Origin of the sequence: Citrobacter sp. RHBSTW-00859 (genome assembly GCF_013729795.1) — a bacterium.
Classification (GTDB): domain Bacteria; phylum Pseudomonadota; class Gammaproteobacteria; order Enterobacterales; family Enterobacteriaceae; genus Citrobacter; species Citrobacter braakii.
In genome coordinates this window covers 2,648,576-2,674,393 of the sequence record NZ_CP056284.1, presented here as the reverse complement: position 1 = coordinate 2,674,393, position 25,818 = coordinate 2,648,576, and the positions used below count along the sequence as shown (strand labels likewise).

The 25,818-nt window shown below is 52.5% G+C and carries 29 protein-coding genes and 1 pseudogene; 10 read left to right on the top strand and 20 right to left on the bottom strand.

Translation table 11 applies throughout. The features are described 5' to 3' along the window. Nucleotides 1–50: 50 nt before the first annotated feature. The 4 genes from rnt to HV302_RS13355 form a co-directional block, all read right to left on the bottom strand. Entirely contained in the window at nucleotides 51–698 is a 648-nt protein-coding gene (rnt, locus tag HV302_RS13370) for a ribonuclease T (protein ID WP_181625947.1), read from the bottom strand. A 94-nt stretch (nucleotides 699–792) separates the two neighbouring features. After that, on the bottom strand, nucleotides 793–1,200 hold the full coding sequence (gloA, locus tag HV302_RS13365; protein ID WP_003029198.1) for a lactoylglutathione lyase: 408 nt from the start codon (nucleotides 1,198–1,200) through the stop codon (nucleotides 793–795). 97 nt (nucleotides 1,201–1,297) lie between these two features. Continuing rightward, on the bottom strand, nucleotides 1,298–2,395 hold the full coding sequence (locus HV302_RS13360; RefSeq protein WP_003029197.1) for an alkene reductase: 1,098 nt from the start codon (nucleotides 2,393–2,395) through the stop codon (nucleotides 1,298–1,300). Nucleotides 2,396–2,449: 54 nt separating this feature from the next. Further along, nucleotides 2,450–3,049 carry a TetR/AcrR family transcriptional regulator gene (locus tag HV302_RS13355; protein ID WP_016152991.1) on the bottom strand — a complete coding sequence of 200 codons (600 nt, stop codon included), beginning with the start codon at nucleotides 3,047–3,049 and terminating at the stop codon, nucleotides 2,450–2,452. Between the two features lie 101 nt (nucleotides 3,050–3,150). On the opposite strand from HV302_RS13355, the gene HV302_RS13350 reads away from it, so the two are divergent. The 3 genes from HV302_RS13350 (at nucleotide 3,151) to sodC (ending at nucleotide 4,942) form a co-directional block, all read left to right on the top strand. Beyond that, nucleotides 3,151–3,390: a DUF1289 domain-containing protein gene (locus HV302_RS13350; protein ID WP_016156428.1), complete on the top strand. Its 240-nt coding sequence runs from the start codon at nucleotides 3,151–3,153 to the stop codon at nucleotides 3,388–3,390. 49 nt (nucleotides 3,391–3,439) lie between these two features. After that, nucleotides 3,440–4,336 (top strand): aldo/keto reductase, encoded by an 897-nt coding sequence (locus HV302_RS13345; protein ID WP_181625946.1) that lies wholly within the window; start codon nucleotides 3,440–3,442, stop codon nucleotides 4,334–4,336. Between the two features lie 81 nt (nucleotides 4,337–4,417). Beyond that, nucleotides 4,418–4,942 carry a superoxide dismutase [Cu-Zn] SodC gene (gene sodC, locus HV302_RS13340; RefSeq protein ID WP_016156429.1) on the top strand — a complete coding sequence of 175 codons (525 nt, stop codon included), beginning with the start codon at nucleotides 4,418–4,420 and terminating at the stop codon, nucleotides 4,940–4,942. On the opposite strand, the pseudogene HV302_RS13335 reads toward sodC, so the two are convergent. The 3 genes and pseudogenes from HV302_RS13335 to HV302_RS13325 form a co-directional block, all read right to left on the bottom strand. After that, nucleotides 4,918–6,958: pseudogene (locus tag HV302_RS13335) on the bottom strand (FUSC family protein). The gene sodC and the pseudogene HV302_RS13335 overlap by 25 nt on opposite strands. Next, a complete protein-coding gene (locus HV302_RS13330; protein WP_016152996.1) occupies nucleotides 6,955–7,818 on the bottom strand; it encodes an efflux RND transporter periplasmic adaptor subunit in 864 nt (287 codons plus the stop codon). Before HV302_RS13330 ends, HV302_RS13335 begins: the two are co-directional and overlap by 4 nt. Before the next feature lie 2 nt (nucleotides 7,819–7,820). Then, nucleotides 7,821–8,057, bottom strand: a complete 237-nt coding sequence (locus tag HV302_RS13325; RefSeq protein WP_016152997.1) for a DUF1656 domain-containing protein — start codon at nucleotides 8,055–8,057, stop codon at nucleotides 7,821–7,823. 192 nt (nucleotides 8,058–8,249) lie between these two features. On the opposite strand from HV302_RS13325, the gene slyA reads away from it, so the two are divergent. Further along, complete coding sequence (gene slyA / locus HV302_RS13320; RefSeq protein WP_019076732.1) at nucleotides 8,250–8,690, top strand: transcriptional regulator SlyA; 441 nt, start codon at nucleotides 8,250–8,252, stop codon at nucleotides 8,688–8,690. Nucleotides 8,691–8,737: 47 nt separating this feature from the next. Here slyA and slyB read toward each other — a convergent pair whose 3' ends face one another. Further along, complete coding sequence (slyB, locus tag HV302_RS13315) at nucleotides 8,738–9,205, bottom strand: outer membrane lipoprotein SlyB (protein ID WP_046276343.1); 468 nt, start codon at nucleotides 9,203–9,205, stop codon at nucleotides 8,738–8,740. 274 nt (nucleotides 9,206–9,479) lie between these two features. Here slyB and anmK point away from each other — a divergent pair, with 274 nt between their 5' ends. The 5 genes from anmK (at nucleotide 9,480) to pdxY (ending at nucleotide 14,059) form a co-directional block, all read left to right on the top strand. After that, nucleotides 9,480–10,601 (top strand): anhydro-N-acetylmuramic acid kinase, encoded by a 1,122-nt coding sequence (anmK, locus tag HV302_RS13310; RefSeq protein ID WP_016152999.1) that lies wholly within the window; start codon nucleotides 9,480–9,482, stop codon nucleotides 10,599–10,601. An 87-nt stretch (nucleotides 10,602–10,688) separates the two neighbouring features. Continuing rightward, entirely contained in the window at nucleotides 10,689–11,018 is a 330-nt protein-coding gene (gene mliC, locus HV302_RS13305) for a C-type lysozyme inhibitor (RefSeq protein WP_085951051.1), read from the top strand. Between the two features lie 58 nt (nucleotides 11,019–11,076). After that, nucleotides 11,077–11,733: a pyridoxamine 5'-phosphate oxidase gene (pdxH, locus tag HV302_RS13300; protein WP_003029169.1), complete on the top strand. Its 657-nt coding sequence runs from the start codon at nucleotides 11,077–11,079 to the stop codon at nucleotides 11,731–11,733. Between the two features lie 126 nt (nucleotides 11,734–11,859). Beyond that, a complete protein-coding gene (gene tyrS / locus HV302_RS13295) occupies nucleotides 11,860–13,134 on the top strand; it encodes a tyrosine--tRNA ligase (protein ID WP_003836431.1) in 1,275 nt (424 codons plus the stop codon). Nucleotides 13,135–13,198: 64 nt separating this feature from the next. Next, on the top strand, nucleotides 13,199–14,059 hold the full coding sequence (gene pdxY / locus HV302_RS13290) for a pyridoxal kinase PdxY (RefSeq protein ID WP_181625944.1): 861 nt from the start codon (nucleotides 13,199–13,201) through the stop codon (nucleotides 14,057–14,059). A gap of 83 nt (nucleotides 14,060–14,142) precedes the next feature. On the opposite strand, the gene gstA is transcribed toward pdxY, so the two are convergent. From gstA to blr, 12 genes are all read right to left on the bottom strand, one after another. Next, entirely contained in the window at nucleotides 14,143–14,748 is a 606-nt protein-coding gene (gene gstA, locus HV302_RS13285; RefSeq protein ID WP_016153002.1) for a glutathione transferase GstA, read from the bottom strand. A 104-nt stretch (nucleotides 14,749–14,852) separates the two neighbouring features. Next, nucleotides 14,853–16,358, bottom strand: coding sequence for a dipeptide/tripeptide permease DtpA (dtpA, locus tag HV302_RS13280; protein WP_016153003.1), 1,506 nt, complete (start codon nucleotides 16,356–16,358; stop codon nucleotides 14,853–14,855). Between the two features lie 612 nt (nucleotides 16,359–16,970). Next, nucleotides 16,971–17,606 (bottom strand): endonuclease III, encoded by a 636-nt coding sequence (gene nth, locus HV302_RS13275; protein ID WP_016153004.1) that lies wholly within the window; start codon nucleotides 17,604–17,606, stop codon nucleotides 16,971–16,973. Next, nucleotides 17,606–18,298, bottom strand: coding sequence for an electron transport complex subunit E (locus tag HV302_RS13270; RefSeq protein WP_016153005.1), 693 nt, complete (start codon nucleotides 18,296–18,298; stop codon nucleotides 17,606–17,608). The genes nth and HV302_RS13270 overlap by 1 nt, the downstream gene beginning before the upstream one ends. 3 nt (nucleotides 18,299–18,301) lie before the next feature. Beyond that, nucleotides 18,302–18,922 (bottom strand): electron transport complex subunit RsxG, encoded by a 621-nt coding sequence (gene rsxG, locus HV302_RS13265; RefSeq protein ID WP_016153006.1) that lies wholly within the window; start codon nucleotides 18,920–18,922, stop codon nucleotides 18,302–18,304. A gap of 8 nt (nucleotides 18,923–18,930) precedes the next feature. Beyond that, entirely contained in the window at nucleotides 18,931–19,983 is a 1,053-nt protein-coding gene (rsxD, locus tag HV302_RS13260; RefSeq protein ID WP_181625943.1) for an electron transport complex subunit RsxD, read from the bottom strand. Beyond that, nucleotides 19,984–22,101 carry an electron transport complex subunit RsxC gene (gene rsxC / locus HV302_RS13255; RefSeq protein WP_181625942.1) on the bottom strand — a complete coding sequence of 706 codons (2,118 nt, stop codon included), beginning with the start codon at nucleotides 22,099–22,101 and terminating at the stop codon, nucleotides 19,984–19,986. Beyond that, nucleotides 22,094–22,672, bottom strand: a complete 579-nt coding sequence (rsxB, locus tag HV302_RS13250) for an electron transport complex subunit RsxB (RefSeq protein WP_181625941.1) — start codon at nucleotides 22,670–22,672, stop codon at nucleotides 22,094–22,096. The genes rsxC and rsxB overlap by 8 nt, the downstream gene beginning before the upstream one ends. Next, the gene (rsxA, locus tag HV302_RS13245) at nucleotides 22,672–23,253 is read right to left on the bottom strand and encodes an electron transport complex subunit RsxA (protein WP_003029144.1); all 582 of its coding nucleotides are present in this window, start codon (nucleotides 23,251–23,253) and stop codon (nucleotides 22,672–22,674) included. Before rsxA ends, rsxB begins: the two co-directional genes overlap by 1 nt. A gap of 76 nt (nucleotides 23,254–23,329) precedes the next feature. Next, nucleotides 23,330–23,770 (bottom strand): DUF2569 domain-containing protein, encoded by a 441-nt coding sequence (locus tag HV302_RS13240; protein ID WP_181625940.1) that lies wholly within the window; start codon nucleotides 23,768–23,770, stop codon nucleotides 23,330–23,332. Nucleotides 23,771–23,861: 91 nt separating this feature from the next. Further along, a complete protein-coding gene (gene ydgT / locus HV302_RS13235; RefSeq protein ID WP_181625939.1) occupies nucleotides 23,862–24,077 on the bottom strand; it encodes a transcription modulator YdgT in 216 nt (71 codons plus the stop codon). A gap of 293 nt (nucleotides 24,078–24,370) precedes the next feature. After that, a complete protein-coding gene (blr, locus tag HV302_RS13230) occupies nucleotides 24,371–24,496 on the bottom strand; it encodes a division septum protein Blr (protein ID WP_019076739.1) in 126 nt (41 codons plus the stop codon). A gap of 241 nt (nucleotides 24,497–24,737) precedes the next feature. Here blr and HV302_RS13225 point away from each other — a divergent pair, with 241 nt between their 5' ends. Then, nucleotides 24,738–25,778, top strand: a complete 1,041-nt coding sequence (locus tag HV302_RS13225; protein ID WP_016153010.1) for an oxidoreductase — start codon at nucleotides 24,738–24,740, stop codon at nucleotides 25,776–25,778. Nucleotides 25,779–25,818 lie beyond the last annotated feature (40 nt).

Here is a 25,818-nt window from a genome sequence, read left to right as displayed (position 1 = left end):
AGCGTAAATAAAAAAGCGACCTCGTGATGGTCGCTTTTTTTATCGGTCCGTTATGCCTCTTCAGGCATGGGAAGAGGCCAGCCGCCGAGACGTTTCCAGCGGTTAACAATTTCGCAAAACAGCACGGCCGTCCGTTCGGTGTCATACAGCGCCGAGTGCGCCTGAGTCCCGTCAAATTCCATTCCCGCCGCCAGGCACGCTTTCGACAACACAGTTTGCCCCAGAGACAGGCCGCTTAAGGCTGCAGTATCAAAGGTGACGAACGGATGAAATGGATTACGTTTGAGCGAGGTGCGTTCTGCTGCGGCCATCATAAAACTGTGGTCGAACGTAGCGTTATGCGCCACCATGATCGCCCGATTGCAGCCGCTGTCTTTAATGCCTTTACGCACCATTTTAAAGATGGCATGCAGAGCGTCATATTCGCTGACCGCTCCGCGTAGCGGATTGTTAGGGTCAATTCCGTTAAAGGCGAGGGCTTCCGGCTGCAAATTCGCGCCTTCAAATGGCTCTACGTGGAAATGTAACGTCGTGTCCGGCATCAGCCAGCCTTGTTCATCCATTTTCAGTGTGATGGCTGCGATCTCAAGCAGCGCATCGGTTTTGGCATTGAACCCTGCGGTTTCGACATCAATGACGACAGGATAAAAACCACGAAAACGGTCACACAGACCGGAAAGTTGAGCGTTATCGGACATCTGGGTCTCTTAATACGGGAAAATTGCAGCGCGTATTATGGCAAAATGATGAGTATAAAACTACGGGCACAGACGATCTGCGCCCGTGGGGAGGTTAGTCGCCCAGGCCGCGCCCGGCGTCTTTCTCTTCGATCAGTTCAATTTTGTAACCGTCTGGATCTTCAACGAACGCAATTACGGTGGTGCCGCCTTTTACCGGACCGGCTTCACGCGTGACGTTACCGCCATTCTGACGAATACGTTCACAGGCTTCGGCTGCGTTATCTACGCTCAGGGCGATATGGCCGTAGGCAGTGCCCAGCTCATACTTGTCGACACCCCAGTTATAGGTCAGTTCGATCACGGCTTCGCTGGTTTCAGGGCCGTAGCCGACAAAGGCCAGGGAGTATTTGTATTCAGGGTTTTCGCTGGTACGCAGCAGCTTCATGCCCAGCACGTTGGTATAAAACTCGATGGAACGCTGCAGGTCACCCACGCGCAGCATGGTATGAAGTAAACGCATCTTTTTCCCCTTCGAAAATGGCTAATACATTCAAAATGTTGTTTTAGTATAGCGGCGTTGTTACGCCGCTATCAATGGCAGAACGGAGTTTGTGACGTTAGAGGGTAGGATAATCGGTGTAACCTTCCGCGCCGCCGCCGTAGAAGCTTTCGGCACGTTGCGGATTCAGCTCCGCTTTACGCTGCAGGCGCGCAACCAGATCCGGGTTTGCGATATAGGCGCGACCAAAAGCAACGGCGTCGATCAGGCCCTTCTCGATCAGTGCTTCTGCTTTTTCAGGTGTGTAGGCACCCGCACCAATGATCGGACCGTGGAAACGTGCACGAACTTTTTCGCGAAACGCATCGGAATACGGCTCGCCGCCAGCCCAGTCCGGCTCAGACATATGCAGGTAAGCGATTCCGCGCTTGCCCAGTTGTTCAATCAGATACAGCGCATCGGCTTCTTCGTTCGGGCCGTTGTCAACGTTCTGGAATGAGCCAATCGGAGAGACGCGAATACCGATGCGATCGGCACCCCATTCTTTAATACCGGCATCGACAACTTCCAGCACCAGACGCGCACGATTTTCGACGCTACCGCCGTATTGATCGGTACGCTGGTTAGACGTTGGCGACAGGAACTGGTGCAGCAGATAGCCGTGAGCGGAGTGCAGTTCAACCATGTCGAAACCCGCTTCGCGCGCGTTGGCAATCGCCTGACGGAAGTCATTAACGATGCCGGGAATTTCTTCCGTTTCCAGCGCACGCGGCATTGAGGTATCCGCACGCGTTGCCAGACCATTTTCATCACGAAGCGAGGTCCGGGTACCGGCGCTAATCGCGGAAGGTGCGACCGGTGCCTGACCGTTGGGCTGCAGACTGGCGTGAGAGATGCGCCCGGTATGCCACAACTGGACCGCAATATGACCTTGCTCCGCATGTACGGCAGCGGTGATTTTTTTCCATGCGGCAATTTGCGCTTCGCTGTGTAAGCCGGGTGCCCCCGCATAGCCTTTCGCCTGCGCGGAAATCTGTGTAGCTTCACTGATGATAAGACCCGCGCTGGCGCGTTGACGGTAATACTCGGCCATCAGCGGAGTAGGGATGTCGCCAGGCTCAATGCTGCGCAGACGCGTCAGTGGCGCCATGAATACGCGGTTTGCTGCCGTAATAGCACCCACTTTCAGTGGGGAAAAAAGTTTTTCAGATGACATATGGCACTCCTGAATAGACCGGTCGTCTAGTAATAAAAGAAATAAAAACGCCTGTTAAACGGCAGGCGTAGTAATGATGGTTTTAACGTGCGCCAGCGCATTTTCCAGCGGGGTGGCGCTACGAGAAATCTTGGCCTGCAGGTTGGCGCCCAGCCACAGCGCATACAATACCTGCGCCTGCTGTAACGGCTCGCCAACAAAGGACAGACAATGGTTTGCCTGACCTTTCTCCAGCGCCTGCGCTAACAGCGCAATAATGTGCCGCGCGCCTTTATCCATCGCCGTGCGCATATCTTCTGACAGATCGCACACTTCGGCAGACAGTTTTACGGTTAAACAACCGCTGATAATGCCGTGCTGGCTAAACTGGTTCAGGGTTTCCTGATAGTAGGCCAGAATGCGGTCGCGATAGTTTCCTGCCCCCGTATCAAAGTGCGTAGCCAGTCGCTGATGATAGGCCGCATAGTGGCGTTCCAGCATCGCAACACCGAACGCTTCTTTAGAGCGAAAATAGTGATAAAACGAACCTTTGGGGACTTCAGCGGTTTTCAGTAGTTCGCTTAAGCCCATACCGGTGAAGCCGCGCTGCATACACAGCAGTTCGCCAGTCGCCAGCAGATGTTCGCGTGTATCGTGTTCAGTGATTTTGTTCATGGGAAGGAGTGTAATAGACCAGTCGGTCTAATGCAATAGCGCTTGCGAGAAATTCAGTTAACGTCTTCAATAGGTATATCAATCTTACGAAAGGAGGGGATATGGCCGAACAGCTGGAGTTTTTCCCCGTCCAGAGCCCATGCCGTGGAATATGTCAGTCTGACGAGCGCGGTTTTTGCCGCGGCTGTTTTCGCAGTCGGGATGAGCGTTTTAACTGGCAAAAGATGAGCGATGCCGAAAAGCAGGAAGTGCTACGGCTTTGTCGTCAGCGCCTGATGCGTAAATTACGAGCAAACAAAGCCAACCCTTCGGAAGAACCGCAACAACCTTCACTCTTTTAAAAGCGTAATTGCGTATACTCGATGCACATTCACTTATAAGGAAGCTGCTATGGTTCAGCGTATTACTATTGCGCCGCAAGGTCCGGAATTTTCTCGCTTTGTAATGGGGTATTGGCGCCTGATGGACTGGAATATGTCCGCGCGCCAGCTAGTCAGCTTTATTGAAGAACATCTGGATCTGGGTGTTACCACCGTCGATCACGCCGATATTTACGGCGAATACCAGTGTGAAGCGGCGTTTGGTGAGGCACTGAAGCTGGCTCCGCATCTGCGTGAAAAAATGCAGATTGTTACCAAGTGCGGGATCGCCACGACGGCACGCACGGAAAATGCGCTGGGTCATTACATTACCGACAGCGCGCATATCATTGCCAGTGCGGAAGCATCGTTGAAGTTACTGGCGACCGATCATATTGATTTGCTGCTCATCCACCGTCCCGATCCGCTCATGGATGCGGACGACGTAGCCGACGCGTTCAAAAAATTGCACCATAGCGGAAAAGTGCGTCACTTTGGCGTATCTAACTTCACCCCGGCACAGTTCTCACTGCTGCAATCGCGTCTGCCGTTCACGCTGGCGACTAACCAGGTTGAGATCTCACCGGTACATCAGCCGCTCCTGCTGGATGGTACTTTAGATCAACTGCAACAACTGCGCATTCGTCCGATGGCCTGGTCCTGCCTCGGCGGTGGACGTCTGTTTAATGACGATGCGTTCCAGCCATTACGTAATGAACTCGCCACAATCGCAGAAGAGTTAAACGCGCAGTCCATTGAGCAGGTGGTGTACGCCTGGATTTTACGTCTGCCGTCTCAGCCGCTGCCGATTATTGGCTCAGGGAAGATAGAGCGTGTACGCGCCGCCGTTGAGTCTGAGTCATTGAACATGTCTCGCCAGCAGTGGTTCCGTATTCGCAAAGCTGCGCTGGGTTACGACGTACCGTAATCGCGTTTTTGACGCTTCTCCGTTCAAATTTGTGTCACTGGTTTACACTTATCAATCAGACACCTTTTGGACGGAGGTCTTATGAAGCGTTTGAGTTTGGCCATTATTACTCTACTCGCCTGTGCAGGTGCGCAGGCTGCCAGTGAAGAAAAAGTGACAATGAATCTGGTAACGTCGCAAGGCGTCGGCCAGGCGATTGGTACGGTCACTATTGCTGAAACCGGGAAAGGGCTGGAGTTTACGCCCGATCTGAAAGCGCTGCCGCCGGGTGAACATGGCTTCCATGTGCATGCGAATGGCAGTTGCCAACCGGCGATTAAAGAAGGAAAAGCCTCAGCCGCGGAATCGGCTGGAGGCCATTATGATCCGCACCAAACCGGCAAGCACGAAGGTCCGGAAGGCGCAGGCCACATGGGCGACCTGCCGCTGCTGGTGGTGAATAACGACGGTAACGCCACAACACCGGTCATTGCGCCGCGGCTGAAAACGCTCGATGAGGTTAAAGGCAAAGCGCTGATGATCCATGTCGGTGGCGATAATATGTCCGATCAACCAAAACCGCTTGGCGGTGGCGGAGCGCGCTACGCCTGTGGCGTTATTAAATAATCAATTGCCTAGCGTACCCGGCGGAGGCGCCTGTTCGAGCTGCGAAAGCGAGCAGTGTAGTCGCCAGATAAGCGCCGACAGTTCTTGCGCCGCAGGTTGATGATGGTGGGCGAGCGTGTCGCAAATACGCTGTAGCTCACTCAGCGTGGCATTCAGCGGCCGTTGCTGAACGCCGCGCTCACTCATTACGTCGCGAAGCAGCGAAATACACACGTCTCTGACGCGAGCCAGAGGATCTGAACGCACCTCCCAGGTGCGCAGTTGCCACACCACGTGCGAGCAGTTCAGCAAGACAACCCCCCAACGCAATAGCCAGCGTCGCGCCAGTGCATCCTGACTGTTGCTGAGCTGGCTGACGTGGTGATAGGTCAGCGACTCAAATTCGTTTTCACTGAGCGAGGGATGTCGGCTGAGCTGATCGACAAAATCCCGGCGCAGGGCGCGAATATGGCGGCGACCTTTCCTCGCATCCGATCCGGGCCGCAGAATGGCGAATGCCAGCCACGATAGCGCCACGCCGGTGATTTTCGCCATATTGTCATTCAGGAAATCAGCAAAATCATAAACCGGTGGATTAGTCACCGCGATAAACGATCCCATAAACACGATTAGCTGTCCCCAAAGACCCGCCAGCGCGGGCATTTGCAGCTTCAGGAGTTGCATGGTAGCGAGCAGCGGGAAGAGAAACAGAATGAATTGCCAGAGGTCAGAGATTTGCACCATCAGGCCAAACTTAACCACAAAGCTAAACAGCGACAGCAGAACCAGCGTGCGCATCAGCAAAGAAAGTGACTTGAACGGCGTGGCTACGGCGGAATACAACACGCTGCTGATGGCCGCGAGCGTTAGTGCGCCAGAGCCTGATTCCCATTGCGCGCCAATGCTCCATGCGCCGATAAGCATCAGGGTACAGAACGTACGCAATCCGCTCCAGAGGGCTTCCGCATTATCGGTATGACGGGCAAGTCCTGGCGTGCGGGCGATAGTAATACGCTCGGCGGTAACGCCATTTTCCAGTAAATGCAGATAATGACTGCTGCGTAAGTACAGCCGACAAAAATAACGCAGTCGTTGCCAGAAGGCGACGTGCCGATAGTCGCGTGCATCGAGAGGACGCAGGGGGGCGATAATACGTGCGACGGTGTAGGTGTCGGTATTGGATTTGACCAGCTCGCTGAGCAGTTGTTCGATGATTTCCCGGGTATTAGCCGGGGGATTGGGCCAGTTCAGTAGCATCCTGCGCAGACTGGAGATCACGCTGGTCATACGTAACTGCTGATGCAACAGCGAATTGAGCAACGCATTTTGACGGCGAAAACGGTAGTGACTCCAGAACGCCTGAATACGTAGCAGGTTCATGGTCAAAATCTGACCGATAACACCTTCATGAGCTGTGCGAATCGCATCTGTTGTCTCCGGTTGCCAGAGTAAGCTGGCATGCTCCAGTAAACGCGAATGCATGTTTTTCAGCGCGATAAGCAATGTGGTGCCATCGGAGGTGCTGGGGAGGATCATCATCATCATGCCGCCGCACAGGATACCGACGATGACCTCGCATACGCGGGCCTGAGCGATATCCCACAACTGCGTAATCTCTATGGTATTGACCATGGGAAAAGCAATGATCGCCGCCGTATAACCGGCCAGTTGAAAGGCGTAGGCGACGTTATTGGTGAAATGCGCGCATGCCCAGGTACAAAAACCGATCCACACTGACATGCTCAGCAAAAACAACCACGGCTCATTGAGGGTATGACCGGCAATAATCAACGCGGCGGTGGCGCCCAGTAAGCTACCCGCAACACGACCCAGACTTTTGCTGATAACCCCGCCGACGGTGGGAAAGCTGACCACTGCCGCCGAGGTCATCGCCCAGTAGGGCTCATCCAGATTCAGGTAATAGGCGAACGTTAACGCCAGACACATCGCAATGGTATTTCGCAACGCATAACGCCACTGCGCTACCGTGGCTTTAAACCACGGCCAATGGCCTGGCATCAGGTGGGACAGTTTCATTTACGCTGGCCGATAGACACGCTGCAGGTCGTACCAGAAACCAGGGTGACATCCTGCGGCAGAGCGTCGAATTCGATGCGGACCGGAACGCGTTGGGCCAGACGCACCCACGGCACATTGGGTTTGATGTCGGGAATCAGGCCGGAATCGCTTTCCACACTTTGGTCGTAGATGGCGCGACCAATACTGGATACGTGACCCTGTAACTTTATGTTGCCGCTGTAGAGCGTGATAACCGCAGGAGCACCTTCACGAATGTGGCGCAACTTGGTTTCTTCAAAATACCCCATCACATAGAAAGAGTGGCTGTCGACAAGGGCAAACAGGGGCTTACCGGTTGAGGCGTAGTCTCCAGTACGAGTTGAAAGGTTGGTGACCCAGCCCGCTACGGGCGCTTTGACCACCGTCTGCGTCAGTTGCCACTGTGCCTGGCGCAGACTGGCCTCGGCTGCTTCAACGCTGGCCTGCATGGCTTTCACGTTGAGGTTAGCAGTATCCAGATCTTCGGCTGAGATGTAATTTTGCGATAAATGACGGCGGCGGTTGGCTTCGTTATTGGCTTTCGCCAGATCGGACTGTGCCTTCGCCAGCTGCGCTTGCGCATTTAGTTCAGCAATGTGAAACGGTGTCTTGTCGATGATAAAAAGGACATCGCCTTTGTTCACAAACTGGTTATCTTTTATATTGAGTTCGCTAATGCTGCCTGAGACCTGCGGCGTGATGCTGACCTGCTCAGCTCGCACTTTGCCATCACGTGTCCAGGGCGATTGCATATAGTAATTCCACATCCACCATCCGGCGAAAACTGCGATGGCAGCGACTATAATGGTGGAGAAGTATTTAATGGTTTTAAGCGACATAATCACCACACAATCAGCATTACAAAGGCCAGACATACGCAAAGCGTAAAGAGTGACAGATCCATTAACAGGGGATGCCAGATTTCGCCGGAGTAAATCCAGTCGCGTAGCAGGCGATGAACAATCAGCCAGAGAATAAATCCTGCTACAAACGCCTTGAAAACAGGAGGGAAGTAGACAGATGCTCCGATCATTAAATCTTGTAGGGGCAATCCTGTTGCATTAAACATAAACTTCACGGGCAAAATCCTTGGCGGAAGAGAGCATTGCTATAGGTTTAGCAAAAAAGAGACAATGAGTCTCTGTAACGCATAATGTCTGAAAAAATGTCAGCCGGTAAGCAAATTTGGCAATACATTTGTTTTGGGAATACAAATGCTGCACACTATTCTAAAATCAGCATAATAACTTAGCAAGCTAATTATAAGGAGATGAAATTGGAATCGCCATTAGGTTCTGATCTGGCACGGTTGGTGCGCATTTGGCGTGCTCTGATTGACCATCGCCTGAAACCTCTGGAGTTGACGCAGACGCATTGGGTTACGCTGCACAACATTCATCAATTGCCGCCTGATCAATCGCAGATTCAGTTGGCTAAAGCGATTGGCATCGAGCAGCCTTCGTTGGTACGCACGCTTGACCAGCTGGAAGAAAAGGGACTCATTTCACGACAGACTTGCGCCAGCGATCGTCGGGCTAAGAGAATTAAACTGACAGAAAAAGCAGAGCCGCTGATTGCAGATATGGAAGCGGTTATCAACAAGACGCGTGGAGAAATTTTGGAAGGGATTTCAGCTGAGGAAATTGATCTGCTGATTAAACTGGTCGCCAGACTGGAACACAATATTATTGAACTGCAGTCACAGGGCTGAAACGATGAGATGACGTGTGGCCAGAGCCTGACCACACGTGAATTCGATTAGCGTGGAGACACGGTAACCTGGCTGCCGTTGTTAGCCATAACAACGCGCTGGCCAGCTGAGAACTTGGTCGCACCCTGTTTCTGAACCACCATGATGGTATTACCGTCGTCCTTACGGATTTCCAGTTCTACACCCTGTGTTTTATTCATCGCACCTTGTACGCCTTGACCCGCTACGCCACCGGCAACTGCGCCAGCCGCCGTGGCTAATGAACGACCCGTACCGCCGCCGACGGTGTTACCCAGGAACCCGCCGAGTACCGCACCACCAATGGCGCCAATCACGTTTGCGTCATCACCACCCTGGATTTGCACCGGACGAACATGAACAATTGTACCGTAGGTAACGTTCTGAACTTGTTTCGCTTCGGATGCGGTGTATACGTCGCCTGAAAGGCTATCATTGTTAACGCAGCCCGCCAAAGACACACCCATTAATGCAACAATCAGCACACGTTTAATCATTTACAAATCTCCTTTAACACCACGAAACGCTAATAAAGCACCCTTCATGGCTAAATTATATGGCACTTGTGAGCCTAAGGTCACATGTTCTACTGGAACAATATGAAAATCTTAACCGAAATCGGATATACCGAGTATAAACGAATCATTCATATAATTGATGTAATAAAGCGTCCATTGTAATGATTAGCCCTCAAAAATCATTAAGGAAGCATGGCATTAGTCGGCACTTTATGGTTGAGTGTCAAGGCTAATTTGCTTAAAAGGATGACATATGAAATCGGGCCGTTTTATCGGTGTAATGTCTGGAACCAGCCTTGATGGTGTCGATGTTGTGCTGGCGACAATAGATGAAACGATGGTTGCGCAACAGGCGAGTCTGACCTGGCCTATCCCTCTCCATATAAAGCAGGCGATCCTGGATATCTGCCAGGGGCAGCAGCTTACGCTATCGCAGTTTGGCCAACTCGACGCACAGCTCGGTTATCTGTTTGCCGAGGCGGTGAATGCACTGTTGGCACAGGAAAAATTGAAACCGCAGGAGATCGTTGCGATTGGCTGTCATGGGCAAACCGTGTGGCATGAACCGACGGGAATCGCGCCGCACACGCTGCAAATTGGCGACAACAATCAAATCGTCGCGCGTACCGGGATAACGGTGATCGGTGATTTTCGTCGCCGCGATATCGCTCTCGGCGGGCAGGGCGCGCCGTTGGTTCCCGCTTTTCATCAGGCGCTGTTGGCTCATCCAACGGAGCGGCGGATGGTGCTAAACATTGGCGGAATTGCCAATCTGTCTCTGCTTATCCCACAGCAACCCGTTCGCGGTTACGACACCGGGCCGGGCAATATGCTGATGGATGCCTGGATCTGGCGGCAATGCGGCCAACCCTACGACAAAGATGCGCAGTGGGCCACATCGGGAACGGTGATCCTGCCTTTACTGCAAAATATGCTTAACGATCCTTATTTTTCTGCGCCTGCGCCGAAAAGCACTGGCCGCGAGTATTTCAATTATGGCTGGATAGAACGTCATATGGCGCAGTTCCCGGGAATAAGCCCGCGGGATGTGCAGGCGACGCTTGCCGAACTGACGGCCGTGACCATTTCTGAGCAGGTCTTGCTAAGCGGAGGCTGTGAACGGCTAATGGTATGCGGCGGCGGTAGCCGTAATCCGCTGCTGATGATGCGTCTGGCGGCATTATTGCCAGGGACAGAGGTCACCTCAACCGATGAGGCTGGGATCAGCGGCGATGATATGGAGGCCCTGGCTTTTGCCTGGCTGGCGTGGCGAACGCTGGCGGGATTACCGGGAAATCTGCCTTCCGTGACCGGCGCATCAGAACCGAGCGTTTTAGGGGCGATTTATCCTGCTAACCCACGAACTCAGAGTTAACTGAAATTATTCAGCGCCATATGTCGATAAACTAGGGATATTAGGGAGGGTGCCATTACCCTCCAGGACCAGGAAAGTCTTCAGGATATGGCTATGAAAAAACTGTTGTTAGTGTGTCTGCCGGTACTGCTTAGCGGGTGCAGCGTGTACAACCAATTTGTCGAGCGTATGCAAACGGATACGCTCGAATACCGCTGTGACGAAAAACCGCTTACCGTGAAGCTGAACAATACCCGTCAGATGGCGAGTTTTGTTTATGATAATCAGCTATTGAACCTCAAACAGGGCGTGTCGGCATCAGGTGCTCGCTATACCGATGGTATTTACGTCTTCTGGTCTAAAGGCGATGAGGCAACGGTCTATAAACGAGACAGAATTGTGCTAAATAACTGTCAGTTACAGAACCCGAAGCGTTGAGATTTTCACCTGGGCGGCGCACAATAGCGTCACCCACTGACAATCCGTAGCCAACATCATGTCTGATAACGACGAATTGCAGCAAATCGCGCATTTGCGCCGTGAATACACGAAAGGCGGTCTCCGCCGCCGCGATCTTCCCGCCGAGCCCCTTGCGCTGTTCGAGCGCTGGCTGGGGCAAGCCTGTGACGCCAAACTGGCCGATCCCACAGCGATGGTCGTTGCTACCGTCGATGAAAACGGTCAGCCTTATCAGCGTATCGTGTTGCTCAAACATTATGATGACAAAGGGCTGGTGTTCTATACCAACCTCGGTAGCCGTAAGGCACATCAGATTGAGAAAAACCCACGCATCAGCCTCCTGTTTCCCTGGCATACGCTGGAACGGCAGGTGATGGTGATCGGCAAGGCTGAGCGCCTTTCCACGCTGGAAGTGGTGAAATACTTCCACAGTCGCCCACGTGATAGCCAGATTGGCGCCTGGGTCTCTAAGCAATCCAGTCGGATCTCCGCGCGCGGTATTCTGGAAAGCAAATTCCTCGAACTGAAGCAGAAGTTTCAGCAAGGAGAAGTTCCACTGCCCAGTTTCTGGGGAGGCTTTCGCGTAAGTATTGAGCAGATGGAGTTCTGGCAGGGTGGCGAAAACCGTCTGCACGATCGTTTTTTATACCAACGCGAAGATAACGCGTGGAAAATTGATCGCCTGGCCCCCTAAAGATGCAAAATTCTTGTTTTAAGCGCTGGTGCTGAACAATCCGGCGCTTTATTCTATGTTTCTTTCGCATCAGGCGAAAAGTCGTGTACCGGCTAAGGTGCAGTCGTTTTATACATGGAGATTTTGATGGCAAGCAGTAACTTGATTAAACAATTGCAAGAGCGGGGGCTGGTGGCCCAGGTGACGGACGAGGAAGCGTTAGCAGAGCGACTGGCGCAAGGCCCGATCGCGCTCTATTGCGGCTTCGATCCTACCGCTGACAGCTTGCATTTGGGGCATCTGGTTCCATTGTTATGCCTGAAACGCTTCCAGCAGGCAGGCCATAAGCCTGTCGCACTGGTGGGTGGCGCAACCGGTCTGATTGGTGACCCGAGCTTTAAAGCCGCCGAGCGTAAACTGAATACCGAAGATACCGTGCAGGAGTGGGTGGATAAAATCCGCAAACAGGTTGCGCCGTTCCTCGATTTCGACTGTGGCGACAACTCGGCGATTGCTGCGAACAACTATGACTGGTTTGGCAGTATGAATGTACTGACTTTCCTGCGTGATATCGGCAAACACTTCTCCGTTAACCAGATGATCAACAAAGAAGCGGTGAAGCAGCGTCTGAACCGTGACGATCAGGGGATCTCTTTTACCGAGTTTTCTTACAACCTGCTGCAGGGTTATGACTTTGCCTGCCTGAACAAACTGCACGGTGTTGCGCTGCAGATTGGCGGTTCTGACCAGTGGGGCAATATTACTTCGGGTATCGATTTGACCCGTCGTCTGCACCAGAACCAGGTGTTTGGTCTGACCGTTCCGTTGATCACTAAAGCTGACGGTACGAAATTCGGTAAGACGGAAGGCGGCGCTGTGTGGCTGGATCCGAAGAAAACCAGTCCGTACAAATTCTACCAGTTCTGGATCAATACCGCCGATGCGGATGTTTATCGCTTCCTGAAATTCTTCACCTTCATGGACATTGAAGAGATCAATGCGCTGGAAGAAGAAGATAAAAATAGCGGTAAAGCGCCGCGCGCCCAGTATGTTCTGGCTGAGCAAGTAACGCGTCTGGTTCACGGCGAAGAAGGTCTGGTAGCGGCAAAACGTATTACCGAAAGCTTGTTCAACGGTAATCTGAGCGATTTGAGCGAAGCGGATTTCGAACAGCTGGCGCAAGATGGCGTGCCGATGATCGAGATGGACAAAGGTGCCGATCTGATGCAGGCGCTGGTGGACTCCGAGCTGCAACCTTCTCGCGGCCAGGCACGTAAGACTATCGCGTCTAATGCGGTGACCATCAATGGTGAGAAGCAATCCGATCCGGAATATTTCTTCCAGGAGAGTGATATCCTGTTCGGGCGCTACACCTTACTGCGCCGTGGCAAGAAGAACTATTGTCTGATTTGCTGGAAGTAAGATTTAGTTAGCAGGGGCGTGGGAAACTACGCCCCTTTATTTTTTCAGGGTTGTGGTAAGTAAAATGAAGAATATCCTCGCCATCCAGTCCCACGTTGTTTTTGGTCATGCGGGCAACAGTGCAGCAGAATTTCCAATGCGTCGTCTTGGCGCAAATGTCTGGCCGCTGAATACCGTTCAGTTTTCTAACCACACACAGTACGGCAAATGGAGCGGTTGCGTTATGCCGCCGAGTCATCTGACTGACATTGTCCAGGGCATTGCAGATATCGATAAACTCCAGACTTGTGACGCAGTACTGAGCGGCTATCTTGGCTCGGCTGAACAGGGCGAGCATATTCTGGGTATTGTACGCAAAGTAAAAGCGGCCAATCCGCAGGCGAAATATTTTTGTGACCCGGTGATGGGCCATCCGGAAAAAGGGTGTATCGTCGCGCCGGGCGTAGCGGAGTTTCATGTACGCCATGCGCTTCCGGCCAGCGATATTATCGCCCCGAATTTAGTTGAGCTCGAAATTCTGTGCGAGCATGCGGTGAACAATGTCAATGAGGCCGTGGCGGCAGCGCGTGAGCTCATCGCTCAGGGACCAGAGATTGTGCTGGTGAAGCACCTGGCTCGCGCGGGTATCAGCGCAGATCGTTTCGAGATGCTGTTAGTTACTGCTGAACAGGCATGGCATATCAGCCGACCGTTAGTCGATTTTGGCGCTCGTCAACCGGTTGGCGTGGGTGATGTCACCAGTGGCTTATTGTTGGTTAAACTGCTGCAGGGCGCGTCTTTACAGCAGGCGCTGGAGCACGTGACGGCGGCGGTGTACGAAGTGATGATTGCCACCAAAAAAATGCACGAGTATGAGCTGCAGGTCGTGGCTGCGCAGGATTGTATCGCGAAGCCTGAACACTACTTCAGCGCGACGCAGCTGTAAGCAATGCTCGATGGCGCTCACGCTTATCGGGCCTGCGTTTGGCTGTAGGCCGGGTAAGCGCAAGCGTTACCCGGCAACAACAATTAATTTAACCCTTCTGCTTTCAACGCCGCAGCAACCGCCGGACGTTCAGCCATACGCGCCATATACGCATCGATATTACTTAACCCTGCCATATTCAGCTTAACCGCATACGCCCAACGCAGCACGGTGAACAGATAGGCGTCCGCAATGCTGAAGCGCGAACCGCAGATCCATTGGTTATCTTGCAGCGCGTCGTTCACATACTGCATTTTTTTCTCCAGCAGCGCGCGAACGGTTGGCTTGAAGTCTTCCGGCGTATCGGGACGGAACAGTGGGGTAAAGCCTTTATGCAGTTCTGTCGCAATGTAGTTAAGCCATTCAATTGTTTTGTAACGGGAGAGGCTGCTGGTTGGGGCAAGGAGTTGACGGTCTGGAACGGTGTCCGCCAGGTATTGCATGATGGCGACGCCTTCGGTCAGTAGCGTACCGTCATCCAGCAGCAGCGCGGGAACTTGCCCTTTTGGGTTTACCGCGAAAAAATCATCGCCGTTTTCCAGACGCTTCTTCATCAGATCAACACCATCCAGCGTGAAATCTTTACCGCTCTCACGAAGTGTGATGTGGGAAGCAAGAGAACAAGCGCCCGGTTTGTAGAACAGTTTCATCGGTAACTCCTTTTGGCTGAGGTATATCGTATGGTAGTGCTAGCTCAGGCAAAAAAAAAGCCGCTAACACCAGTTAGCGGCCTGAAAAAGAGTTTCCCTGAGAATTACGCTGTCGCGGCCTTAGAGGCTTTCTCATTGACGTCATCGTCCTGAGTCATACGATTCAGTTTCGGTGCCGTCAGCAGCATCAGAACAGCGATAACAGCCGTAGCAACACCAATCTGCAGGAACACACGTCCGTAGACTTCAAGGGACATCAGCGGGTCAGTGACGTTCTCTGGTACAGCCATCATGTTGGCTACGTAACCACCGATGATGTTTGCACCGGCAGTGGTCAGGAACCAGCTACCCATGATGAAGCCCATCAGGCGTTGCGGAACCAACTGAGCCACCATTGCCAGACCCAGGCCGGAGATCATCAGTTCACCGATACTTTGCAGACCGTAGCAGATGATCAGCCAGTTAACGGAAACGATGCCCGCATCGGTAGCGAATTTAGCACCCAGAGGCAGGATCAGGAACGCACCGGAACACAGCACCATACCAATCGCAAACTTGGTTGGCATCGGCAGGGTATCGCCCATCTTGTTATAGATAGCGGCGAGGATTGGGCTACCAATGATGATCCAGAACGGGTTCAGTGCCTGGTACTGCTCAGGTTCGAAAGCAATGCCAAGAATAGAGTGCTCAACGTTACGAATCGCGAAGAAGTTCAGTGAGGTCGGCATCTGGCTGTACAGCACGAAGAAGATAATCGCTTCCAGCATCAGAATGAAGGCGACGATCATTTTACGACGCGCAGCACCGTGCATGGTGAATGCTTCTTTACCGAAGATAAACACGATACCCAGAGCAATGACGCCCAGAACCATACGTGCGATCTGCTGGTTGTGCAGCAACCAGGTTGCAATCGCGATCAGCACCACGACGCCAACAATAGTCAGCAACAGGTTACGGAAGTTGATCGGCTCAAAGTCAGGTTTAGAACCGTACTGTTTAACCCAGCGCTGACAGAATGCGAAGTTAACAACGGTAATCAGCATACCCACGACGCTCAGAGCGAACGCGGTGCTCCAGCCGTAATGCGCAGCCAACCACGGTGTTGCCAGCATAGAGAAGAATGAACCGATGTTGACGGACATGTAGTACATGGTAAATGCACCATCAAGACGCGGGTCATCTTTGGCATAGCAGGTAGAGAGCAGGGATGATGGGTTTGCTTTAAACAGGCCGTTACCGACCGCGATGGCCGCCATGCCCATATAAACGATACCCGCATCGTGACCAGACCATGCTACCAACGCATAACCGATGGCCAGGACAACGGCACCCAGCATAATGACACGTTTTGTACCCAGAACTTTATCACCTAACCAGCCGCCAATGGCAACCAGACCGTACACCAGGGCGCTAAAGGACGAGAAAAGGGTGATGGAATCCGCTTCTGACATACCCAGTTGTTTAACCAGGTAGACGGCCATAATTCCTTGCAGGCCGTAATAACCAAAACGCTCCCACAGCTCAATAGAGAAAATGAGATAGAACGCTTTTGGTTGTTTGAAGGCGTTTAAACTCACGCTTTCTGTTGGTTTATTGTTTGCAGTAGACACTTTTACCTCTTTTTTTACATCCCATATCAACGGGGGTGTTCAGGCACGTGATGAGTCAAGTTCATCCGTCCGATTGTTATAGTGGGAGGGGAAACGGCAAGTAATGTTCACTATCTTGACCATTCAGACAAGTGGTTTGTAATAATCTGTTACATATATCATGGATGGTGAAATCGTCGGGGCTGTGAAATGTTATCTAGCGTTAAATTTCTTCATTTGAAAAATGGCAGATTTTTACACTGTTTAATCAGGGTAAAAACCGCAATGTGGCGATATGTTCTGCTTTTTGCGCTTGAATCCAGTGATATAGGCCATTATCTGAAAAATAGCCAGTGTAATGTTTTGTTTGGAAACTGTTCAGTTAGGTCATCTGATTGTCACTTTAACTAAAAATAAATATTTTTTAACATTATGTTATCTGGATGATCTGGATCACGTATAGATAGAAATTTCTTTTACTAAAAAAACGATTAACCTGCTCAGGTGTTAATTAACAAGAATATTGCATTAGATATGCGCGGTTGAACGGCATCATTGTCGGGAAAATAAACTCAGGGGAGTGCATAACTAATCGTTATGTTAGCGAGGGGCAAGCAGTATGCCCCGGCAGCATCAGATATCGACTTTCTCTTTGAATTCGCAAAGATCTTCGATAATGCAGGAACCGCAGCGCGGCTTTCTGGCTATGCAGGTGTAGCGGCCATGAAGAATTAACCAGTGATGGCAATCGACTTTAAATTCACTGGGTACGACTTTCAGCAGCTTCTCTTCAACCTGCTCAACGTTCTTACCTGGGGCGAACTGGGTACGATTACAAACGCGAAAAATATGGGTGTCTACGGCAATAGTGGGCCAGCCAAAGGCGGTATTTAACACCACATTAGCCGTCTTTCGCCCAACCCCGGGCAGGGCTTCTAATGCGGCCCGGTCTTCAGGCACTTCACCATTATGTTGCTCCAGCAGAATGCGGCAGGTTTTAATCACGTTCTCCGCTTTGCTGTTAAACAAACCGATTGTCTTGATGTAGGACTTAACCCCTTCAACGCCAAGCTCCAGCATCGCGGCTGGCGTATTGGCGATGGGGTAGAGCTTAGCCGTCGCTTTATTGACGCTGACATCGGTGGCCTGCGCGGAGAGCAAGACTGAAATCAGCAGTTCGAACGGCGATGTAAAATTTAGCTCGGTTGTCGGATGCGGATTGTTCTCACGCAGGCGCGTCAGTATTTCCAGCCGTTTTGCTTTGTTCATTACACATTCCCTGTTTCACCGGCCGGACTGTCCGTGACAGCCGCCTCGGCACGACGTTTCTTCATTTTCTCATCAATCAGATACTTAACAGCCAGCATCAGACCCAGGCCAATAAACGCGCCTGGTGGCAGCATGGCCAGCAGAAACGGCGTATCGGTATGGAAGATCTCAACGCGCAATACTTTGGCCCAGCTACCCAACAAACCGTCTGCGCCATCAAAGAGTGTACCGTTACCAATTATTTCACGTAGCGAGCCCAGAACAAACATGGCGCCAGTTGCGCCCATGCCGATGGAAAAACCATCGAGTGCGGATAGCGCAGGGCCCTTTTTGGCTGCGAAGGCTTCAGCGCGGCCAACAACAATACAGTTGGTCACAATCAGCGGGATAAAAATGCCCAGAGACTGATACAGGCCAAAAGCGTAGGCATTGATCAACATTTGCACCGCGCTCACCACGGAGGCGATGATCATGACATAAATCGGAATACGTATTTCAGGCGGTGTCCAGCGACGAAGGGCAGAAATCGTCAGGTTCGTCAGCGTCAGGACGAGCGTAGTCGCGAGTCCCAGGCCCAGCGCGTTAGTGGCGGTCGAGGTGACGGCCAACAGCGGACACATCCCGAGTAACTGCACAAGCGCGGAGTTATTTTTCCATAACCCTTGGACAATAACGTCTTTAATTTCGCTCATGGTTTATTCTCCACAGGCGCTAAGTTGAGGAAGTTGCGCGGGCAGCGTCTGCGCATACAAACCGGCGCGTTTTACTGCATTAACTACCGCACGTGGCGTAATGGTTGCGCCAGTAAACTGGTCAAAGTCGCCGCCGTCTTTTTTCACCGCCCAGTGAGCGTCGTTACCCGCAGCGATCGTTTTGCCGCTAAAGTGGGTGATCCAGTCGGACAGTCGCAGTTCGATTTTATCACCCAGCCCTGGCGTTTCATGATGTTCGGTCACCCGCGTACCCAACACGGTACCCGAAAAATCGACACCAACCAGCAGTTGAATAGCCCCGGAATAACCATCTGGCGCCGTAGCTTCAAGAATTGCTGCAACAGGACGATCGTCCTGGCGGGCAATATACACTCGGTGAGTGCCTTTACCCAACGCCTGCGCATCGACCAGATAACAACTTTCGGACAAGTTATTATTGTAGCGATCGCCAGGCAGAACCTGATCGAACAGCGTTTTTTGCTGCAGCGCGGCCTGTTCATCAATGGTGGACTTGGTTAATTGATTGATTGCCGCGGTTAACCCCGTCGAGCCCGCTGCAAACAGCGCCAGAGTAATACCGTGTTTACGAATCGTTTTCAGCATAGGAGTCCTTAGCGATGTCCGTACACGCGAGGGCGGGTGTAATAATCAATCAGGGGAACCGTGATATTTGCCAGCAATACGGCAAAAGCCACGCCATCAGGATAACCGCCAAAACTGCGAATCAACCACACTAACAGGCCCGCAAGTGCGCCAAAAATCAGGCGGCCACGGTTGGTTGTTGATGCTGTAACGGGATCGGTAAGAATAAAGAATGCACCCAGCATGGTCGCGCCGGAAAGTAGGTGCAACTGAGGCGATGCCAGCGAATCTGGCGAGAAAATCCAGCCTAAAGTGGCACAAACGGCGAGCGACAGCAGGAAGCTAACCGGGATATGCCAGCGAATCGCTTTCTGCCATAGCAACACGACGCCGCCCACCAGCCAGGCAAGGTTAACCCACTGCCAGCCAGCGCCTGCAAGCATGCCGCTGTAGATTGGGTATTGCATCACCTGCTCAACAGTACGTCCCGCATGCAGCGAAGTCTTAAAGGTATCGAGAGGTGTTGCCTGACTGATACCATCAATACCCATACGCAGCGTGTTCATATCCCCGCCGCTGGCGGTATGTCCGCTAAAGATAACGTTCAGGGCGTCAAAAAAACCAGGCACAGTCGCCGCAATTTCATGCGGCGGCAGCCAGCTTGTCATCTGTACCGGGAATGAGATAAGCAGCACCACGTAACCAATCATGGCGGGGTTAAACGGGTTCTGACCGAGGCCACCATACAGCTGTTTAGCAATGATAACGGCGAATACCGTGCCTAAAACTACCATCCACCAGGGGGCGAGCGGGGGAATACTCACGGCCAGCAGTAACCCGGTGAGCAACGCGGAGTTGTCTTTTAAAATCGCGACAATGGGTTGTTTGCGCAGTTTAAGCATGCCCGCTTCGGCGGCGATAGCGCTGATGGCGGCCAGAACTATCTGGAACAACGTACCCCAGCCAAAGAACCACAGCTGAGCGGCGATCCCCGGCAATGCAGCCAGTAATACCAGCATCATGATACGCGATGTCTGGCGCTGGTTATGGGTATAAGGGGAGCTTGCTATTCTGAATACCATTTATTCCTCGTTTACAACCTGCTGCTGGGCGGCTTTCTTTGCCTGAGCGCGTGCAATAGCGGCCGCGACGGCGGCTTTACGCGGATCCACCGGTTCGACTGTTTCCGTAACCGTCTGCTGCTCGAGCTTGCGAGCTTTGGCGCGGGCGATAGCCGCTTCCACGGCGGCTTTACGCGGATCCACCGGTTCGGCTGTTTCCGTTACGGTTTCCTGTTCAAGCTTGCGGGCTTTGGCGCGGGCGATAGCCGCTTCCACGGCGGCTTTACGCGGATCCACCGATTCGGCTGTTTCCGTTACGGTTTCCCGCTCGAGCTTGCGGGCTTTGGCGCGGGCGATAGCCGCTTCCACGGCGGCTTTACGCGGATCCACCGGTTCGGCTGTTTCCGTTACGGTTTCCTGTTCAAGCTTGCGGGCTTTGGCGCGAGCGATTGCCGCTTCCACTGCAGCTTTACGCGGGTCGACCTCTGTGCTGTTGCCTCCAGTTTGGGGAGGGTTTTCCATCCGGGTTGCGCGAGCTTGCGCCTTACGCGCCTCGCGTGCGGCAATCACGGCACTATTGTCAGGTTTTTCGCCAGCCTGGATGACTACCGGCTGCATTGCCTGAGCCTGCTTTTCTTTTACGCGAGCCAGCGCGGCGGCAATGGCATCATGATCTTTAGCCGCAGGCTGAACGGCAGCGCTTTTGTGACGTTCAAGACGTGCTGCTTTTTCACGTTCGAGTCGCGCCTGTCGGGCTTCAAATCGCGCTTTCGCCTCAGCGGCACGTTTTTCTTCCTGACTAATGGCATAAATCTCGGCTTTTTCCTGACGGAAATACTGCACCAGTGGAATATTGCTTGGGCATACCCAGGCGCAGGCACCGCATTCAATGCAGTCCGCGATATTGTGCGCCGTTGCTTTGTCGTGCTGCTGCCCTTTACTGAACCAATAAAGCTGTTGCGGCAGGAGATCGGCCGGACAGGCATCGGCGCATGCGCTACAGCGAATGCAGCCTTTCTCTTCCGGCGTTTCTCCCATTTCACTGGCAGAGGGCGCCAGAAGACAGTTGGTTATCTTCACCACCGGTACATCCAGCCACGGCAGCGTAAAGCCCATCAGCGGCCCGCCCATAATCACCATCTGGTCGGCGGAAGGGCAGAAGCCCGCGTCATTGAGCAGATGACGAACCGGCGTGCCTAAACGCGCCCAGACGTTGCCCGGACGGCTGACGGCTTCGCCGGTCAGTGTCACGACACGTTCGGTAATCGGTTCTCCGTCAATCACCGCACGTTTAATCGCGTAGGCGGTTCCAACGTTTTGCATCAGCACGCCGATATCTGAAGAGCGTCCCCCGTGCGGAACCTGCTTGCCGGTCAGGATTTGCGTTAACTGTTTGGCCCCGCCTGACGGGTACTTGGTGGGGATCACGCGTAAGCTGATATCGTGTGAATCAGCCAGCACCGCGCGCAGCATGGAAATTGCCTGTGGCTTGTTATCTTCAATGCCCAGTAGAATTTCGCGTGGCTGAAGAATATGCGCCAGGATGCGGATACCTTCGACGACCTGCGCCGCGCAGTCCTGCATCAGGCGGTCATCAGCCGTAATGTACGGCTCGCATTCAGCAGCGTTAATGATCAGCGTTTCAATTTTATCTCCGCCGCCCTGCAGCTTAACGCCGGTGGGAAAACCTGCGCCACCCAGTCCGGCGACGCCGAACTGGTGAATACGTGCGATCAGTTCTTCCCGGCTGCGGGAACGGTAATCGGCCCAGCCGTCTCGCTCAATCCAGCGATCTTCGCCATCGGCATCAATAATAACGCTCAGCTCAGCTAATGCCGATGGATGTGCAGTAGAATGCGGCGCAATAGCAACAACGGTGCCTGACGTTGGCGCATGTACCGGAAGCATTTTACCACGCCCAAGGGTTAACGCCTGACCACGCAGCACGGTGTCGCCTACGTTTACGCACAGCTCACCCTCCGCGCCAATATGTTGTTTCAGCGGAATAACAAAGCGTGGCGCCAGCGGAACCTGTCGCAGCGGCGTACCGTTCGACTGGGTCTTCATTTCTGGTGGATGAATGCCGCCATCAAAGTCCCAGATTTTGTTTTTTCTGAATGCAGAGAATAACTTAAACATGTTGTTCCACGGGAATGATGCGCACAGGGATGGTGTTTAAATCCCATTTCCAGCTATCAGGTGTCTCGGCTACCGGGCGTAATTCGATACATTGCGTCGGGCACGGGTCAACGCACAGGTTGCACCCGGTGCAGAGATCGCTCATCACCGTGTGCATGGCGTGGGTCGCGCCCACGATCGCATCAACCGGGCAGGCCTGAATGCACTTTGTACAACCGATACAGTTATTTTCATCAATGACCGCCAGCATACGCACGGGGGTAACATCGTGTTCATCACCATCAATCGGCTGCGGGTCGACGTTCAGCAGGGCGGCAATTTTTAACATCACCGCTTCGCCTCCGGGTGCGCAACGGTTGATTTTTTCGCCCTGGGAGCCGATCGCTTCAGCGTAAGGATGACAGCCCGGATAGCCGCATTGTCCACACTGGCTTTGCGGGAGAATTTCATCAATTTTCTCCACGACAGGATCATCTTCGACGGCAAAACGTCGTGAGGCGTAACCCAAAATAGCGCCGAACGCCAGACCCAGTAGACTCACTGCGGCAACGGCAATCCAGATAGCATTCATTACAACTTCACCAAACCACTAAAGCCCATAAAGGCCAATGACATTAAACCAGCGGTAATCAGCGCAATCGCATTACCGCGAAACGGAGCAGGCACGTCCGCCACGGCGAGGCGTTCGCGGATCGCGGCGAACAGTACCATCACCAGTGAGAAGCCGACGGCGGCGGAAAAACCGTATAGCGCCGACTGTAAAAAGTTATGACCGAGGTTGATGTTCAGTAACGCCACGCCTAATACCGCGCAGTTAGTGGTGATCAGCGGTAGGAAGATCCCCAACAGGCGGTAAAGTGCAGGGCTGGTTTTGCGTACAACCATCTCGGTAAATTGCACGACGACGGCGATGACCAGAATAAAAGCCAACGTGCGCAGATAGATGAGATTGAGTGGAATGAGGATCCAGGTGTCAATCAGCCATGCGCAGATGGATGCCAGTGTCATGACAAACGTCGTGGCAAGGCCCATACCCATTGCGGTTTCCAGTTTTTTAGAAACGCCCATAAACGGGCAGAGCCCCAGAAACTTGACCAGTACAAAGTTATTGACCAGTACAGTTCCGACAAACAGCAGCAGGTAATCAGTCATTTTTCGGCCTGAAATAAAAAAGCCGCCTATTATCTGACAATCTACAACAGGCGACAACAGGTTAACTGTAGGGTTATTACGGATTCACAAACGTCGATTTAACGCGTTGCGAGCGTTTGAAATAGGGCACCAGCAGTGCCGCAGCCAGCAATGGGAACAGCAGTTGGCGCACGGCAAAGGCGTCCGGAACCGGTGAAAACGCAAACGCTTTAATCGCCAGTAACACGGAGATCAGCAGCCATAGAATATAATGCTTAGGCACACAGGCTCTGCGTTTGAAAAACGCAATCGTCAGCCACAGCGTGTAATACCACATGGCAATCGCGGTAATAAAAGAGACGCCCCATAACAGCAAATTTGTCGTACTTTGCGCACCCAGCGTTTGGAAGGTTTGTGGTGTAGCCAGCGCAGTGACATAAAGTAATAACGCCAGCGAAGCGCTCAACAATGCGACTAACAGCCAGGCCAGTGGCCCAAGTAGCCAGCCCCCGATACGTTGTGCCGGTGTGGTAGTCATCTCTTCTCCAGGTTTACGCGCGCAATCAAACATGCCATTCATTTTGGGGCAATTATTATAAAGCTTTTAACGTTGAGCGCTACTTTCTTCTTTATTGCACGTAATGCCAGACTGATTTGGGTACCTGACCAACATCAAACAGACGACCTCCTGAGATAAGCTCGGCACGGCGATGGTCTGCAGCGCGATACATATTGATAATGTCGCTATCGTCGGTGAGCGAGTAGTTAAGATGGTCGAACAGTTTTTCCAGACTTTCGAGTGAACTGATTTTGCGGAATTTTAATAAGTAATCCTGAACAGTCATAAATGGAAATCCATATTAATAAAATAATACCAACGGAGTAGTAAATATAAATAATAAACAACATGCACAGGTAAAAGCGGATTGACGCGCAAATGTGAGAAGAGTGTTCATACCTGTGGAAAAGCAGGCGCTATGCGCACCTGCGGTAAGGGTAACGCGCTTCGCTACAGCAGGCAATATGCACCGGAGTGGGATGCGGCATTATTCTCTTTTTTTGACAAAATACGATCTTTTGCAGCCAAACCCTGCCGTTACTCGATGTTAATTGCCGGGTTATAAGGGACTGCAGATGCTTATTTCTTCTGCACAGCAGCAACGGGCTCCGGTGGCTGGTAATTGTCAATATGATTGGCAACACCCAGCAGGATCACAGAGACGGTGAGAACAATCCAACCTGCTAATTCAATAAGACGATTCATTACTGATGACATTTGCTTTGATTTATCCATAAACACAGGCTGCAAATGTTACTAATCTCTCAATAATACAGCAAGATAATTGGGAACGATTTCTCCCTCTTTTTCGCTGCAAGTTAAGCATAAGTGGCATATGTTTGACTTAAGTTAATAAACAACCTTTGTAGCGCAATGGTTATTAAACTATTGAGACGTTGCAGGGTATGGTGTGAAATAGGTCAGTCCTGAATTGAGAGGCTATAACATGAGTGACAACATCCGCGTTGGGCTAATTGGCTATGGTTACGCCAGTAAAACCTTCCATGCCCCCCTGATTGTGGGCACACCGGGCCTCGAACTGGCTGCGGTTTCCAGTAGTGATGAAGCAAAAGTGAAGGCAGACTGGCCAACGGTGGCGGTTGTTGCTGAGCCTAAACACCTTTTTAACGATCCGAATATCGACCTGATTGTGATCCCCACGCCTAATGACACTCACTTCCCGTTAGCGAAGGCTGCACTGGAAGCGGGCAAACATGTGGTTGTTGATAAGCCTTTTACCGTGACACTGTCACAAGCACGCGAACTGGATGCGTTGGCGCGTAGCCTTGGCCGCGTGCTGTCCGTTTTCCATAACCGCCGCTGGGACAGTGATTTTCTGACGTTGAAAGCCCTGCTGGCGGATGGCGTTTTGGGGGAGGTGGCGTATTTCGAATCCCATTTCGATCGATTCCGCCCGCAGGTTCGTGATCGCTGGCGTGAACAGGGGGGGCCGGGAAGCGGCATCTGGTATGATTTAGCTCCGCATCTTCTGGATCAGGCGATTAACCTGTTTGGTTTGCCCGTCAGCATGACGGTAGACCTGGCTCAGCTTCGCCCAGGTGCGCAAGCGACGGATTACTTCCATGCCATCCTGACTTACCCGCAGCGTCGTGTGATTCTGCACGGCACCATGCTCGCTGCCGCTGAGTCGGCCCGTTATATTGTGCACGGATCGCGTGGCAGCTATGTGAAGTATGGTCTTGACCCGCAGGAAGAGCGCCTGAAAAATGGCGAGCGACTGCCTCAGGAAGACTGGGGTTACGACATGCGCGATGGCGTGTTGACGCGAATAGAAGGCGAAGAGCAGGTTGAAGAGACCTGGCTGACTGTACCGGGTAATTACCCAGCGTACTATGCTGGCATTCGTGATGCGCTAAATGGTCACGGTGAAAACCCGGTTCCGGCGAGACAAGCTATTCAAATCATGGAGCTGATTGAGCTGGGTCTTGAATCGGCGAAACATCGCTCGACGCTGTGCCTTGCCTGATTAGGCAAATGCCGGATGGTGATGCTCAGCATCGCATCCG

Excerpts from the sequence above, each read along its gene's own strand:
- nth (WP_016153004.1), bottom strand. The coding sequence starts at position 17,606 with ATGAACAAAGCAAAACGGCTGGAAATACTGACGCGCCTGCGTGAGAAC.
- sodC (WP_016156429.1), top strand. The coding sequence starts at position 4,418 with ATGAAGCGTTTGAGTTTGGCCATTATTACTCTACTCGCCTGTGCAGGT.
- HV302_RS13355 (WP_016152991.1), bottom strand. The coding sequence starts at position 3,049 with ATGAACAAAATCACTGAACACGATACACGCGAACATCTGCTGGCGACT.
- pdxY (WP_181625944.1), top strand. The coding sequence starts at position 13,199 with ATGAAGAATATCCTCGCCATCCAGTCCCACGTTGTTTTTGGTCATGCG.
- slyA (WP_019076732.1), top strand. The coding sequence starts at position 8,250 with ATGAAATTGGAATCGCCATTAGGTTCTGATCTGGCACGGTTGGTGCGC.
- rsxC (WP_181625942.1), bottom strand. The coding sequence starts at position 22,101 with ATGTTTAAGTTATTCTCTGCATTCAGAAAAAACAAAATCTGGGACTTT.
- rnt (WP_181625947.1), bottom strand. The coding sequence starts at position 698 with ATGTCCGATAACGCTCAACTTTCCGGTCTGTGTGACCGTTTTCGTGGT.
- rsxB (WP_181625941.1), bottom strand. The coding sequence starts at position 22,672 with ATGAATGCTATCTGGATTGCCGTTGCCGCAGTGAGTCTACTGGGTCTG.
- HV302_RS13360 (WP_003029197.1), bottom strand. The coding sequence starts at position 2,395 with ATGTCATCTGAAAAACTTTTTTCCCCACTGAAAGTGGGTGCTATTACG.
- slyB (WP_046276343.1), bottom strand. The coding sequence starts at position 9,205 with ATGATTAAACGTGTGCTGATTGTTGCATTAATGGGTGTGTCTTTGGCG.
- gloA (WP_003029198.1), bottom strand. The coding sequence starts at position 1,200 with ATGCGTTTACTTCATACCATGCTGCGCGTGGGTGACCTGCAGCGTTCC.
- HV302_RS13225 (WP_016153010.1), top strand. The coding sequence starts at position 24,738 with ATGAGTGACAACATCCGCGTTGGGCTAATTGGCTATGGTTACGCCAGT.
- HV302_RS13240 (WP_181625940.1), bottom strand. The coding sequence starts at position 23,770 with ATGACTACCACACCGGCACAACGTATCGGGGGCTGGCTACTTGGGCCA.
- gstA (WP_016153002.1), bottom strand. The coding sequence starts at position 14,748 with ATGAAACTGTTCTACAAACCGGGCGCTTGTTCTCTTGCTTCCCACATC.
- ydgT (WP_181625939.1), bottom strand. The coding sequence starts at position 24,077 with ATGACTGTTCAGGATTACTTATTAAAATTCCGCAAAATCAGTTCACTC.
- HV302_RS13270 (WP_016153005.1), bottom strand. The coding sequence starts at position 18,298 with ATGAGCGAAATTAAAGACGTTATTGTCCAAGGGTTATGGAAAAATAAC.
- rsxG (WP_016153006.1), bottom strand. The coding sequence starts at position 18,922 with ATGCTGAAAACGATTCGTAAACACGGTATTACTCTGGCGCTGTTTGCA.
- HV302_RS13350 (WP_016156428.1), top strand. The coding sequence starts at position 3,151 with ATGGCCGAACAGCTGGAGTTTTTCCCCGTCCAGAGCCCATGCCGTGGA.
- blr (WP_019076739.1), bottom strand. The coding sequence starts at position 24,496 with ATGAATCGTCTTATTGAATTAGCAGGTTGGATTGTTCTCACCGTCTCT.
- rsxD (WP_181625943.1), bottom strand. The coding sequence starts at position 19,983 with ATGGTATTCAGAATAGCAAGCTCCCCTTATACCCATAACCAGCGCCAG.
- HV302_RS13330 (WP_016152996.1), bottom strand. The coding sequence starts at position 7,818 with ATGTCGCTTAAAACCATTAAATACTTCTCCACCATTATAGTCGCTGCC.
- HV302_RS13345 (WP_181625946.1), top strand. The coding sequence starts at position 3,440 with ATGGTTCAGCGTATTACTATTGCGCCGCAAGGTCCGGAATTTTCTCGC.
- tyrS (WP_003836431.1), top strand. The coding sequence starts at position 11,860 with ATGGCAAGCAGTAACTTGATTAAACAATTGCAAGAGCGGGGGCTGGTG.
- rsxA (WP_003029144.1), bottom strand. The coding sequence starts at position 23,253 with ATGACTGATTACCTGCTGCTGTTTGTCGGAACTGTACTGGTCAATAAC.
- pdxH (WP_003029169.1), top strand. The coding sequence starts at position 11,077 with ATGTCTGATAACGACGAATTGCAGCAAATCGCGCATTTGCGCCGTGAA.
- anmK (WP_016152999.1), top strand. The coding sequence starts at position 9,480 with ATGAAATCGGGCCGTTTTATCGGTGTAATGTCTGGAACCAGCCTTGAT.
- mliC (WP_085951051.1), top strand. The coding sequence starts at position 10,689 with ATGGCTATGAAAAAACTGTTGTTAGTGTGTCTGCCGGTACTGCTTAGC.